The sequence below is a fragment of the Pseudomonas sp. efr-133-TYG-103a genome (genome assembly GCF_030209235.1).
GTDB lineage: Bacteria > Pseudomonadota > Gammaproteobacteria > Pseudomonadales > Pseudomonadaceae > Aquipseudomonas.
The window spans coordinates 160195-173781 of record NZ_JARVSK010000004.1; the positions used below are offsets into that span (position 1 = coordinate 160195).

At 56.9% G+C, this 13587-nt stretch carries 10 protein-coding genes; 9 read left to right on the plus strand and 1 reads right to left on the minus strand.

Going from position 1 to position 13587, the window contains the following annotated elements; all coding sequences use genetic code 11:
• The 5 genes from QRN36_RS03470 to QRN36_RS03490 all read left to right on the plus strand — a co-directional run bounded on the left by QRN36_RS03470 (window position 1) and on the right by QRN36_RS03490 (window position 5093).
• Window positions 1–1230, plus strand: a complete 1230-nt coding sequence (locus QRN36_RS03470; protein WP_285422821.1) for a hypothetical protein — start codon at window positions 1–3, stop codon at window positions 1228–1230.
• Between the two features lie 80 nt (window positions 1231–1310).
• On the plus strand, window positions 1311–2339 hold the full coding sequence (locus tag QRN36_RS03475; RefSeq protein WP_285422822.1) for a radical SAM protein: 1029 nt from the start codon (window positions 1311–1313) through the stop codon (window positions 2337–2339).
• A complete protein-coding gene (locus QRN36_RS03480) occupies window positions 2336–3190 on the plus strand; it encodes a histidinol-phosphatase (RefSeq protein WP_285422823.1) in 855 nt (284 codons plus the stop codon). The genes QRN36_RS03475 and QRN36_RS03480 overlap by 4 nt, the downstream gene beginning before the upstream one ends.
• Window positions 3187–4320: a hypothetical protein gene (locus QRN36_RS03485; protein WP_198799714.1), complete on the plus strand. Its 1134-nt coding sequence runs from the start codon at window positions 3187–3189 to the stop codon at window positions 4318–4320. The genes QRN36_RS03480 and QRN36_RS03485 overlap by 4 nt, the downstream gene beginning before the upstream one ends.
• Window positions 4311–5093, plus strand: a complete 783-nt coding sequence (locus QRN36_RS03490; protein WP_198799715.1) for a glycosyltransferase — start codon at window positions 4311–4313, stop codon at window positions 5091–5093. The genes QRN36_RS03485 and QRN36_RS03490 overlap by 10 nt, the downstream gene beginning before the upstream one ends.
• A gap of 6 nt (window positions 5094–5099) precedes the next feature.
• On the opposite strand, the gene QRN36_RS03495 is transcribed toward QRN36_RS03490, so the two are convergent.
• Window positions 5100–6566: a glycosyltransferase family 9 protein gene (locus QRN36_RS03495; protein ID WP_285422824.1), complete on the minus strand. Its 1467-nt coding sequence runs from the start codon at window positions 6564–6566 to the stop codon at window positions 5100–5102.
• 362 nt (window positions 6567–6928) lie between these two features.
• On the opposite strand from QRN36_RS03495, the gene QRN36_RS03500 reads away from it, so the two are divergent.
• The 4 genes from QRN36_RS03500 to QRN36_RS03515 all read left to right on the plus strand — a co-directional run bounded on the left by QRN36_RS03500 (window position 6929) and on the right by QRN36_RS03515 (window position 13390).
• Entirely contained in the window at window positions 6929–7801 is an 873-nt protein-coding gene (locus QRN36_RS03500) for a YafY family protein (RefSeq protein WP_285422825.1), read from the plus strand.
• A 15-nt stretch (window positions 7802–7816) separates the two neighbouring features.
• Window positions 7817–9397, plus strand: a complete 1581-nt coding sequence (locus QRN36_RS03505; protein ID WP_285422826.1) for a hypothetical protein — start codon at window positions 7817–7819, stop codon at window positions 9395–9397.
• 6 nt (window positions 9398–9403) lie between these two features.
• Window positions 9404–11980 (plus strand): AAA family ATPase, encoded by a 2577-nt coding sequence (locus QRN36_RS03510; protein ID WP_285422827.1) that lies wholly within the window; start codon window positions 9404–9406, stop codon window positions 11978–11980.
• A 1086-nt stretch (window positions 11981–13066) separates the two neighbouring features.
• Window positions 13067–13390: a TnsA endonuclease N-terminal domain-containing protein gene (locus QRN36_RS03515; protein ID WP_285422828.1), complete on the plus strand. Its 324-nt coding sequence runs from the start codon at window positions 13067–13069 to the stop codon at window positions 13388–13390.
• The last annotated feature ends 197 nt before the right edge of the window (window positions 13391–13587 follow it).

A 13587-nucleotide genomic window follows, 5' to 3' on the forward strand; every position in this document is an offset into this window, starting at 1 on the left:
GTGTACAGCAACCATCACGCCAAGCGACTGGTATCCCTCAAGGGGGAAATCATAAAGATCAATGCAGACATCCAGAATCTGCGTGCAGACCTCGAATGGTTCGAGCGATTCGACCAGGAGAGCAACCATAGCAGGCTCGCTCAGTTGCAACGGGAAACTCTCGCCGCGCGGGAGCAGCTTGCAAGGGTCGAACAGAGCATCAAGGCCAGCCGCGCTGAGCTGAACAGCGCCAAGGGCGTTGCCGAGGCGGGCTGGTCGCCGTTGCACTGGTTTTCCAGTGAACGGCGCGTGGCTGAGCGCCAGGTCAGCACCCTGCAGGAGCGGCTGTCGCAGTTCAAGAGTCGACAAGAGGGCTTGGTATCCGGCCTCGGCGAAAGCCAGCGGGAGGAGCTGTGCCTGAGCGCCAATTCGCGGCGTTACCGGGGCTTCGATTCATTGCAGGCCAAGGCCACCATCACGCAACTGGACAACGACGTGCAACGCCTGCAGGGCGTCGCCGACGAAGTCAGAAAGGCCAGCGCCCACTGGGAGGCGGTGGCCGGAGAGGTGTATCGCAATTGGAAAACTACTCATGACCAGTTGCGGGCGACGGAGCGGGACATCATCGATGCCCAGTGCTTCATCAACCAGTTGGACAACGCGCAAAGCCCATTCGATAGAAAGATGGTCCATGACGATTGCGAAGCTCATTTTGGTGCCGGGCAGCGCGGTCCGGATAGAGTGTTGAAGGACCGGCAATTCCACCAGCGCAAACTGGAACGGGAAGAGGAAAAACGCAAGCGGCGCCTGCGCGACACCATTCGCCTGCTTGAAAACGAAATCCGCAACTTGGTGGTAGATGGCAATAATCTTTGCTACCTGAACGAAGCGGGCGGAAAACGGCGCTTCATCGGTCTGGAGGTGCTCAAGACACTTGTGCCTCACCTGGCCGCGACTTATGGCGTGACCTTGGTCTTTGATCCAGGCATCCGCCGCCAGCTCGATATGAGCGACAACGCACTCCAAGCGATGTTTCCGCAGGCCCGGGTACTGGTTATGCCGCCCACCCTCACCGCCGACCATCCGGTGCTGGCCGCCGCGGAGTTCGATGTCGAGACCTATGTGATCAGCAACGACCACTACAGCGATTACCCGGACATGGCTGCGGTCCGAGAGGATCGGGTACTGCATACAGTGGTCCATCGCGACTCCGTGCAGATCCCGCAACTGCAGGTATTGCAGCCTTACTGATGCCCCACTCGACCGGTGCCTACCGGTCATGTGCAACCCACGCCTGTGCGCTCGTACAGGCTAGCAACGAGTCAAGAAAGATGGATCTGAAAGGCCACCTGCTGTACATCGATATCACCCAAATCTGCGGCATCGGTTGCACGTTCTGCATGTACGCCGACAAGCACAAGACGGGGATGAGCATGGAGTTATCGAGCCTCGCTCGGGAGAACCTGGCGGCGCTGATCAACGCCCCCGACGTCAAGCGCATCTCCATCAGCGGAGAGGGCGAACCCCTCAACAACGCCAGCGTCTTCCACCAGATTCTCGAGCTTTCCCAAGGCGGCAAGCGTTTCGAGTTCATCACAAGCGGCTTCTTTCCCCACGAGAAGATGGCGGAGTTCTATGACACCACCAATCGCATCGTGGTCAGCCGCGGCGACACCTGCAATATCCGCCTGAGCTCGGATAGCCACCATATCGACAAGGTGAAATGGCGGGCGCATGGCTTCAGTCTGGATTACCTGCGACGAAACAGACCGGCCGGGCTGAGCTTCTCGTTCCGCTCGATCGACACTGATCGGGAGTTCACCCGCGACTACTTACGGGAGGAATTGGCGCGCTGGGGCCTCGACGCCGAGATAGTCCCGGGCAATGCCCTGGAAGATACGCTGGTGGTCGGCGAGGAACGGTTCGGTATCGACTACAAGAACCTCGTCCACCCGGCGGCCGACACGCCACCAGGTTACCTGGACCTGCATGGCTACATCGACGCGATCGAAGCCCGGGTCAACAAGCGCTTCACCCTCGGCAGCCTCAACCCGCCTCCCCACGCCAACGGCATGGACCTGACGGTGAAACCTAATGGTGACGTCTACCTGTACGGCATCGAGCACCAGCGCCTGGGCAATATCCACTTTGACCGGATTTGCTGGGAGCGACTGGCCAGCCATGTACGCGACACGCCCCTGGTCCGCGCCCTTTACAGCCAACCGCTGAGGGACCTGCTGGCGCGTCTCGACGACCTCGAACTGGTGCACAAAATCCTGCGCAAGGCGAATAATCCCTACTGGCTGGTCAAGGAACTGGCTAATCACGATGGTCTGTTGGAACGAATGGTGTCAGCATGATCGACTCCCACAGCCATACCTTTTATTCCAAGCATGCCGTCGGTACGGTGGATGAGTTGGTGCGGGCGTCAATCGCCGCCGGAGTGAAGATCCTCACCATCACCGATCACGCGCCGTTTCCGGTGGACAGCGACAATCGCCTGTTGGAGGCGGAACTGGAGCGCTATTTCGCCGATATTGAGCGGACACGACAGGAGCACCAGGGGAAGATCAAGATCCTGCGCGGACTGGAGTTCGACTACATGCCGGGTGCGGATGCCTACAACCGCGAGATACTGGCCCGGTACGAGCTGGATTTCGCCATCGGCTCGATCCACTACGTCGAGTTGCCGGGCGAGCCCATGGCCAAGGTCTGGGAGTTGCCCCGGCTGTCCGCGCCGGCCTTTCTCGACCGTTATTTCGCCCAACTGCACGCCTTACTGGAGTGCGGGTTATTCGACGCAGTTGGGCATGCCGACACGCTGCTGCGCGGCGTGGCGGAAGACGTAGTGCTGCGCCGGATGGAACCGCTGCTGCCGCTGTTCGCCCGCAATGGTGTGGCCTACGAACTGAATGCCTCGGGTATTCGCAAGTCGAGCCTGTTGCCCGGTTCGACTCGTGAGGTTCAGGGCGTCTGGAGCTATCCATCACGCACCCTGCTGCCCCAATTGATCGCCCACGGCGCGGCCTTCACCATAGGTTCCGACGCCCACGATCCGCTGGACGCGGGGGCCGGCATCCGCACCCTGGTCGATGAACTGCAACCGCTGGGCCTGGACCGGATCAGCTACTTCGAAGGGCGTAGGCGCATCGACATGCCCCTGGATTTCTTCAGCCTGTCGTCTGGCACCGATACAAGGACTGTCCCGTGAACTCCCGATCGAATGACTGGAAACTACTCGCCACGGCTCCTGTCAACGAACAGCTGGCGCGCTTTCGCGAGGCCGTGGCCCGGCCGCAGGCGGAGGACGTGAATGGAGGTCTGCGCGCGTTCGCTGGCGGCTTGCTTGCGCAAGACCTGATCGATATGGACAGCTATGTCGCGGTGCTCGGTGGTCATGCACTGAACTGTCTTACGCCCGACGGCACCAACGGATTCCGCGACATGAGCAGTGGCGCAAGCGCCTCCGAGCTTACGGCCATCTATAGCCGTGCCAAGTACGGCAGCCAGAAGGACATCCGTTTTCTCGCCGGTCTGGTGATCAACTATCTGGAGCGGCAGCTGGATGATCCGGAGTCACACTGGGCACGGCTGTTCACCAGCGCGCGGGAGCACGACGACAATGTGGTGCTGATGACCACTGGCTGGCGCAACGTGCCTTCGACGGCCAACGTGCTCTACGACATCGTGGTGGAGGAGATCAACGTCAAGCTCGCCCATATGGGCCTGCCCACCCTGATCAACGTCAAGCTGCCGCGCATCGCCCCTCCCTGCGAGAACTACGCAAGCCTGAGTACTGAAGAGCGTGAGCGGGTCAATCTTGTCCAGGACCATGTGATTCCCTCGGAGAACTTTTATCGATGGAGCGGCGTGCACGTCATCTTCGGTGACGATGTGCTGGTGACGGGATCAACCGCCGACAAGGTGTTGCGTGAGTCGCTGCTAGCCGGTGCCCGCTCGTTCCAGGCGATCTACCCGGTTGCCATCGATCCGCGGGTCGCCCTGACGGATGCCACCGTCGAGGAGCGCCTGAACATGGTGGAAATCAGCCACCAGCTGGACGACACATTGGCCAAACTGCTTGGGGCCGAGGATTACCAACCGATCCTGCGCACGTTGCGTCTACTGTTTTCGACGGAAAATTACCAAGCCTTGCCGGCATTTCTGGCGCGGGTGCCGGCGGCCAATTGGTTGCGGCTGTACAAGGCGGCTCTGGGGAACGAGTTCCTGCGCCAAGTCGAATGCATACCCTCGCTGACGCTGCTGCGGCACTATCTGGAGGACCTCGGGCTGCTGGGCAGTAGCGGCGTGACGGCAGAGAGGACCCCGTTGTGCGTGTGAACTACGTGAGCTACTGGGAAACGGCGGCGGGGCAAAGCATGCCGCCGTGGATCGCCTTGGCCCTGGTCTCCATGCAACGGGCGCTGGGGGACAATTTCACCCTGCTAACCCCGGGCAGCCTGGAGCATTGCATAGATGCTTCTATCCTCGGCAAGGATTGGCGCTTCGAGCCGCTTACCTTCAGCATGGACAAGGGGATCGAGGCGATCGTCGCCAGGAGCGACTTCATCCGCATGGCCTACGTTCATCGCCATGGCGGGGCCTGGATCGACGCGGACAGCATCCTGCTGCGCGACCCGACCTCCCTGTTGTTCCCGACGGGACTCGACGAGCGACTGCACTGGCACAGCGAATGCCTGTTCGCCTCACTGCCGGGAAACGCCGATCTCGCTGAGGCACTGGCGACCGGGCTCGCGGTCGAGACACATGCCTGGGGCAACCCGGGAGGGATCAAGGAGCTTGTCGCCAGGTCGCCGCATCAGCTGGTGCCAATTTCGCCCTCGGTATGCGACCCGGGTTATCGACCGGTTTACAACTTCGACAGTTGCGCGGTGATGAGGCGCACGGACATTGCAGTGAGCGATTTCCTGCTCCACGACGTAAGCCTGCTGAAGCTGTACAACACCTGGTTCAAGCGGACAGTGACACGCGACGAAACGGTGGCGGAATTCCTTGACGAGGGTACCCTGCTGTCACGCATCTTCCTGCATATCCAACCCGATCGTGGCTATTGGCTGGGCGAGAGTGAGCGCTTGATCGAACGCTGCGGCTGAGGGTGTTTAGGCCAGTTCCACCGCATGCGCCGGCAGGTGCACGCGGCAACGTTGGGCCCCGTTTAGCTCCAGGCGAGTCGCGATCACCTCGTGCACCGTCGGGGTCTGCCGGTGTGGCGAGCCGTGGGCGACGTACAGCCAGGCCGGCACGCGGTGGGCAAGGTGGTCGAATTCCAGCTCGATGCGCAGCAAGTCGAACACCTCACTGGTACGTCCGCTCGGTGTCCAAGCCAGCGGAGCGCTGCGGTGATGAGGATGGATCAAACGCAGCGGTCGTGACAGTTGCAAGTTCAGCGTGCCCGGATGGCAATCGGCGACTTCAGGAAAAGACTGGCTGATCAAGGGCAACTGGCGGGCCAGCGTGCCAGTGGCCACGCCCAGACCTGAAACGATATGTGCATCCACTGCGAGGGCCGCATCGATCGACTCTTGGAGCAGTTCGGCGACGGGTTGAATCACGTCGACATCAGAGAATTCATTCATGTTTTTCCTGCCGGTGTGCGGGTATTGACGAGGTTTCTGGCGGCTGAAGACAACACGGGTATGGGGGGAAAGCGGCGGCAGCCAGGGATTGGAAGAGTTACTGGCCGGATAGATCGCGACCAATGCAGCCTTCAGTCCGACGGCCATGTGCACGATGGCAGTATCGACACTGACAACCACTCTGGCCCGTTGGATGGCACCGGCGACCGCGCGGGGTGTATCCAGTTCGACCAGTGTTCGGACGTTGCTGCGGGCGATGGCGTGCTCGAGCTGCAGTGCCTCGACACTGCTGGCCGGACTGCACAGAATGCCAATATGGTGCTGCGGCCAGGCATCCGCCAGGGCACGTACCAGCGAGAGCGCTCTGGCGAACCCAAGGCTTTTATCAGGTCTGCTGGCATAGGGGTTGACCAGGATGTGCGCGACGGTGTCGCAGTCCTGCCGTTCGGGGAGAGGGACGATATAATCGCGGTTGATCCGGGTCGCACCGAGGTCGAGCAGGACCCGGGTGTAGCGCTCGACCACGTTGAGCTTCGCGGTGGCTTCACCCAGCTTGCCGCTGACGCAGTGCAAGACATCATCCAACGAGTAGACCCGGGCGGGCTTAAGCATGCGGATGAACAGCATCTCGATGGGTTGGATACGGCCAACTAGGTGGACAAATACATCGACCGAACCCAATTCCCGTACGAGTGGGCCCAGCCCGGTCAGCGTGGGTGCGCAAGCGACAGGGATGACCCGGTCGACACCGAAATCGAGCCGATGCAGGCCAACCAACTCCGGTACGGTGAGTACAGTGACCCGGGCACCGAGCTTGTGCGCTTCGCGAAAGAAGAATGAAGAAACGATCGCGTCGCCCAGTTTGGCGTCCCAGCGGGGAAGCACGATATGCAGAGGTTGGGCAAGGTCGCGAGGTGCCAGCTGGCGGTCCACCAGGCAGCGCATCAACAGGCGCGCCATAACCTTCCGATGGTTCTGAAAAATCGGCATCAGCTCGCACTTTCGGGAATAGCTGACGATGATATCTATGGCACGGGGCCGTTACCAGTACTGGCCCTAAGGGGGGGTAGTCAGTACAAGCTTGGAGAGTGTCTACAAAACCAGGGACGATTCAACAGTCTGCTGCTGACGATGCACAGTGCCAACCATATGGTGCGAAACCTGGAAGCGATGCCTACGTTGGTTGTCGAGTGCGACTGAACGCCCGGCTTGATCAGGCGGGTCAGTGGCTATAAGCCACCCATCAGATTATCGTGAGAAACTAATCAAGTTTTTCTTAATCACCCTGACACAACCTGTCAGTGACGCAAATTACAGTTGTGACTCACCGCCCATTTAAAGCAGGACGCAGTATGGCTCCCCAGAAGCATGATGCACTCGCATTTCGACTGGCAGAAACTCTTCGTTTGCTACACGCCGGGGAGCGTCCTACTCGCTTGCAGCTGGCCGAGCGCTTTGCAGTGAACGAGCGAACAATCTATCGTGATCTCAATAGGTTGGGAGATGTCGTCGAGGCAGGCGCTGATGGGACATACCAGCTGGCAATTCATCATCGAAGCAACTTGTCGCCTGCCGACTTGCATACCTTTGCCAAAACTTCCGGGGTGGAGCAGCTGTTTCCAACGACCGATCGACGTTCTTGGCTGGATCTCCTCGGATCGAACAACAGCAGTTTTTTAGTGCGCGACAGTCATTTCGAAGTGAGCCGCCCCGACAGTCTTGCGTTCCGACAGCTTTCTCAGGCCATTGAGCAGAAGCGCTGCTGTTCATTGACCTACACCGGCAAATCTCGCCGAATCGAGCCCTACCGCCTTGTTCATAACAAAGGTATCTGGTATCTCGCCGCAACCGAGTCCAGCAAGCTGAAGAGCTTCGCCTTGGGACGTATTACCGACCTACGCATACAAGACCAGACCTTCGAGGCGGCTCCCCTCATCTATGCGCAGATTGAAGATGACGATGACATTTGGTTCGGCCAGGACCGAATCGACGTCAGAGTGCATGTATCTGCCAGCAACGCCCACTACTTCCTGCGCCGAAACGTATTGCCACACCAGCGGGTGATCGAGCAGCGAGATGATGGCCAGCTGTTGCTGGCCTGTGTCGTCAGCCATCACAACCAGCTTTTACCGATTGTTCGTTACTGGATCCCGCATATCCGCATCCTCGAACCCGCATGGCTGCAGCAAAAGCTACGCGATGAACTCACTGACTACCTGGACTGAATAGGGACGAAATACATGACTGATATGGAAAAGCCGCTTGGCGACAACTATGACAAGGACGCCAGCATTGATTTCGATAAGATCGAGCAGGTGCAGGCAGACGCAATCAATAGCGCGCTGTTCGAGGGTGAGTCGGATGCGACTAAAACGACTGAGGTAGTCGCCGCGTTCGTTGCGTCATGCAACGCACGGGGTGAGCAGCCGCTTGATCAATGGCTGAGTGGGGAGTTCCGAAAATACCCGGACCTGTGGAAAAACGAGGAGGAGTTGCTAGAGGCTACTCGCGAGGTAATGCGCTCCGCTGACGCATTTAACCGCTCTCGAGACTCTCTACAACAGTATCTGGACAAGGGCCGAAGCCGGGACTCCTGGCTGGCGAACGAGATTGAAAAGAATGCGGCCATCACTGGATCGATAAACGTCGGGCACTACGCAGGCAGCCTCGATCAGGCTCTTGCGGACGCTAGCGAGAACGCACGCCGGCTCATCCTGACCCGTGCCGGCGAAGTGAACCAGAACTGGAACCTGGACGGCTTCATTGCCGAGCAGCATCACGTCGATACATTCAACATTGATGCGACCACGAAGGGTAGTTCCTACCGGGCGCGGGCCGTCAATTCCCGTGATCTGAACTCCGTTGATATAGAGATCGTGGATGGCAACGGGGATGTCGTCGCCAAGTATCAATCCAAGTACGGGGCGAATGCCGGGGAGACCATCAAACAGTTGGATCGAGGCGACTATGCCGACCAAGAACGACTGGTTCCTGAAGGACATGCCTCTGAAGTTCCGAACAGTACGGAAGTGATTGAGGTTGACGGCGTGAAATCCCGGCCGCTTTCCAAGGAGGAGGCCAAGAATCTTCAGAGAAAAGCCCAACAGGAAGCCGAAGCCCGTCAATACGAATGGAAAGATACGAATCGCATCGATATCGCCAAGCAGATAGGCAAACAGGCTTTAGTCGGCGCTTGTATCGCTGCTGGCATGCAGGGCGCTCGCATACTCGCACGGCGTGCATGGAACCGACTCAATGGCAGAGAAAACCCAACTGGTAACGAGGATCTCAAAGAATTTTTCGAAAGCTCATTGAGCGCGACTACCCAGACTGCCGCCCAGGTTGCGGTGTCTGGTGCGATCGTGGTTGCGGCGAAAAATGGCTGGCTTGGAACAATGCTGCGTAACACGCCTGCCGGCTTGATCACCAATATCGCCTGTGTCGGTCTTCAGAATGCCAAAGTCCTGTACAAGCTCGGCAAGGGGGAACTCACTCAAGGTGAGGCAATTGATGCAATCGGCAACACTACTGTTACCACTTCAATGGCCATCGCGGGTGCTACGAAAGGTGCCGCGATCGGAGCGGCAATCGGGACTGTGTTCGGTCCTGTTGGCACCGCCCTGGGTGGCTTTGTGGGGGGAGTGGCGGGAGGAATTGCTGGCGGACAGGTCGGTGAGGTGGTCTACAAGGCCGGGAAGGCCCTGGCCAATACTGCGGTCAAGGCAGTTGCCAGAATTGCCCAAGGCGTTGGTCGGGGACTTGAGGCAGTGGGCCGGGGCATCAAAGATGTCGCATCGTCTTTTCTGTCGATTTTCGAGTAATAATCTATGAACCTCTTAGACCTGAAGCAAAAAATCAAATCCCACTTGGTTGCAGGTTATCCAGGTCTGTACATCCATTCTGGAGAAGACGCGCGGATAGATACCATGCTTCGAGAGGTTTCGGCCGATCTTGCCCTAAGCCCCAAAGAGTGGAACCTGGGTTACGGGTGGGTGGACTTTTTTAACAAGCAACCGCGCCCTAGCCAAAACCAGAACGTAGAGCTGGCCAATAGCTTGCCGGAGCTTCTGGACGATGATTTGGACGGCAAGTTGTTCATCATCAAAGATGCGCGGGGAGCGTTGGAGAATCAGCCTCTGGGTGTGGCCAGGCTCAAACAACTTCTGAATCGTATTCAGCGCCATCATCGCGGCAAGTCGGCTGTTCTGCTTGTGGCGGAGACAGTACATATTCCAGCCTCCATAGAAGCACAAGTCACTCTTCTTCCTCTTTCACTGCCCCATGGTAATGAAATCCAGGATCAGGTGGAGAAGTCCTGCACGCAGTTGAAAATGCCTGTACCGAATGATATCCGTCAGCGGTTGCACGCAGCCTGCAGCGGTTTGACTCAAGAAGAAATTCATTCGGCCCTTGCGATCGTTCGTATCCAGTACGAACAGATCAACGATGATGCTCTCGCCTTGATCCAGCGCGAGAAAGAGCAAATCATCGCCAAGAGCGGCGTGCTGGAAATGATCAAGGTCAGCGAAAGTGCGAGTGATATTGGGGGACTCGAAAATCTTAAAGAATGGCTAGGCCGGCGTTCTCAGATATTCGGTCGCCTGGACGAGGCACAAGCATCAGGAATCCAGGCGCCTAAGGGTGTACTGATTGCGGGGATGCCTGGATGCGGTAAGTCACTGACCGCCAAGGCTGCCGCGAGTCTGTTCCAGCTTCCTTTGCTCCGGTTGGATATCGGTGCGCTGCTTGGCAAGTATGTGGGCGAGAGCGAGCACAACATGCGGCGAGCTCTCACCATGGCGGAGTCAGTCAGTCCTTGCATCCTCTGGATCGACGAGCTGGAGAAGGCGTTCGTCGGAATGAACAGCGGAAGTGGTTCTGAAGTCTCCTCCCGGCTGTTCGGTTATTTCCTGACGTGGATGCAGGAAAAGAACGGCGCCGTGTTCGTCATCGCCACAGCGAACAACATCACGGCTCTGCCTCCCGAGCTGCTGCGCAAAGGGCGTTTCGACGAAGTGTTCTACGTTGGCTTTCCAAACGTAGCTGAGCGCAGCGCTATCCTGACGATTCATCTTAAAAACGAGGCCTCCAGCCTGTCTTCCGATCAGCACAACTCATTGGTAGCCCAGTGTCGTGATTACGCGGGGGCTGATATTCAAAATGCGATCAACGAAGCGAGAGAGTCGGCGTTTCTTAACCGGCGCGGACTCCGTTTCGAAGACTTGGATGAAGCAATCAAACGTACGGTGCCGCTGAGGGAAACACTGCGTGATCAGGTAGGTCGTTATGAAGAGCTGTTCGATAAGCTCAGGCTGAAGTCGGCGTCTGCGTACCAGGGTCTCAGCATGGCGCAAATGATCCGGATGGCCGACGATCCCAATCAGATCAAGCGAGAGCAGGTCGCCAACCATCCGGAATGCCCAGATGATCTGTTGGAGAAACTCTCCAAAGACTCCCATGTCGCGGTGCAGCGCGCGGTCTATCAGAACCCCCGCTGTCCCGAGCGCGTCCTCACACTACGGCTTAACGTGCCGGAGGGCGCTGATAAATACGATGGTGATTTGTTGCTGCAGGCATGCCTCAATCCTAATGCTCCTATCGATCTGCTGACGCATCTTCTGACTGAGAAAAAGCTGGACAAAACAGTACGTGTAGCTCTGGCCAAAGGCCCTAATGGCGTTGGCCTGGCATCTTCGCTAATGGCAGATGCAGAGGCAGTCGTAAGAACTGCGCTGGCTGGGATATCCGGGCTTTCCGAGGAGACGCAACAACGTTTGAGCACGGATAAGGTGCCAAATGTTCTTCGAGCGCTGGCGCAAAATCCTGACGTAACTCCCAACGTACTTGGGACCATACTTCAAAGCCTAGACTCCAAGGAGCGTGTGGCGCTGGCCTCTCTGGATAGATTGAGTGAAATGGCCTGGTATCGGCTGGTCGAGGATGGGGACAAAAGTGTTCGCTTGGCTTTGGCGAGCAACAAGTGCCTGCCAGATTATTTGCAGGTGAGGCTGGCCGGAGATGATTCGCCTGATGTAGTCGCGAGCCTTTCTACCAACCCGGCACTGATTGAAGCTGCCCGAGAAAAACTCAGCGAATCTGAGCATCCTAACGTACATGCGCTCATGCAATTCGCTTACGGGCTTGATGAGGATGCCTTGGCGGAGAAGCTGAAAACGAAAAGTGTGAAGTTCCGTGTGCAGTTAGCCAGCATGGCAACGTTGCCTATGTATTTTCAAATCTTGCTTGCAAAAGATGAGAGCTTGAATGTTCGCTTGGCCATGGCTAGGAACCCGCAGCTTAGCGGCGCAGCCTTGGCAATTCTGAAAAAGAGTACAAACCTGTCGATTCAACAAGCCCTCAATCCTAGTATTCGAATATTGTCATCAGTCTGGACCAACCGTTAGTTGTCACGGACGACAGCTGCCTGTAAAACTTTACCTCCTGCTGAGAATGGGGTGCCGATAAGAGGCTTCCCCACCTCCAGCAGCTCCACGAGTAGCGCGGAAATATATTCGCTTTCAAAACGGCTGATCCGGAGGCGGATACCCATCCAGCTCAAGACCGGCTGCGGTTGAGCCTGCGACGCCCGCCGCTGATTCTGTTGCGCTGACTGGTGCGCCTGCGACGGGGCGAGGTTCACCATCGTGACACGGAGCGGCAGGATCGCGATCCGGTTCGCCTAAAATTCATCATTAAGCGAACCCTTGGCAGCAGCGTGCTAATGCATATGTTCGGCGCACGGTGTCCATCAAGGGTCCAAGCTTGCGGTGATCGTCAGCCTCAACCGGCTGCAAGCCCGCGTCGATGCTGGCTGCGACAGCTTTAATTCCCTAGAGCTTGTTCGGATGGGGTCAGTCTTGGCATTTGCGACAGCTTTGCGCTTTCTTACGACATGGCTACAGGTCGCGAAAAACGGGACATCTCAGCGACAGCTTTAATTCTCTAAATTCAACGATATTATTTGATAAAAGAGCTGGTGACAAAAATAAAAAAGTCGGTGACAAGCGAAATTAAGTAGGTGACAACCCTCCCAGGGCGTAAAATCGAGGTTCACGCAGGCTACACAGCAGCTGGAGCGTGGATCTGAAGCGATTTTGCGCCCTGAGGCTCCCCGCAATTCCCAATCAGCCTGTCCCAATCCCATCAGCAGCCTTCAACCCTCGACGAGGGACACGGGTCACCAGGGACTACCTCCAGAAGCTGATCAAAAAAGGCGTCGGCAGCGGTGAACGAGAGCCGTACCGTCCTTGGCTAAAAATCCGCTCAGTCCCCTCCAAGGGCACGTCCAGAACTGTTCCTGGCGTTCGAGTCGCCCGTGGCCACCACTGTTTGTCTAATAGTGAGTACATGTTCTTGGTACTCATGGAGTTCAATCAGGACATCATCGATATCCGTGAGCAGTTTCCGTTGACTGACTACGACGAGACGTATTCCATCGTGCTGCAGAAAAATATTAGGCCAGCCTATATATTGGAACGGATGTTCCTTTTGTGTTTACTGCGGATTTTATGCTTAGTTTTGGTCTGCCGGGTAAAGAACCAAGCCTTGTTGCGATTTCTCTGAAATACAGAGAAGAGATAAATGCTGCTTCAGTCGATAAAAGAAAACGAATATTCGAAAAGCAGGAAATAGAAAAAGAATACTGGGCACGGCGCGGCGTAAAATCAAAGCTCTATTTTTACGAAGATCTTCCGCATACGAAAATTGAAAACCTAATTATTCTCAGGGATTATGCAAACCTTCCCCTGTCAGTAGCTTCAGATAATAATCTCCAAAAAAATCATCAGGTTTTTCGAGGTGTTAGCAGATCCTGAGGGTATTATTTAACATTTTGCTCTACAGTTCTCAGTGTTGCCACTCAGTAACGCCAAGACGACGCTTCAGGTGATCTTTATAATCCTGGCCCTACGTAGATCCCCGTGGCGGTTGGTAGGTACAATCGAACGACAGATCTGATATGCCCTGCGCAGAACAGTCAGCAACAATCTTTTAACGCAATTTTTGACTGCCC

Bases quoted from the DNA above. Each gene is read 5' to 3' on its own strand.
- QRN36_RS03500 (WP_285422825.1), top strand. From the start codon at position 6,929: ATGGCTCCCCAGAAGCATGATGCACTCGCATTTCGACTGGCAGAAACT.
- QRN36_RS03505 (WP_285422826.1), top strand. From the start codon at position 7,817: ATGACTGATATGGAAAAGCCGCTTGGCGACAACTATGACAAGGACGCC.
- QRN36_RS03480 (WP_285422823.1), top strand. From the start codon at position 2,336: ATGATCGACTCCCACAGCCATACCTTTTATTCCAAGCATGCCGTCGGT.
- QRN36_RS03475 (WP_285422822.1), top strand. From the start codon at position 1,311: ATGGATCTGAAAGGCCACCTGCTGTACATCGATATCACCCAAATCTGC.
- QRN36_RS03510 (WP_285422827.1), top strand. From the start codon at position 9,404: ATGAACCTCTTAGACCTGAAGCAAAAAATCAAATCCCACTTGGTTGCA.
- QRN36_RS03495 (WP_285422824.1), bottom strand. From the start codon at position 6,566: ATGCCGATTTTTCAGAACCATCGGAAGGTTATGGCGCGCCTGTTGATG.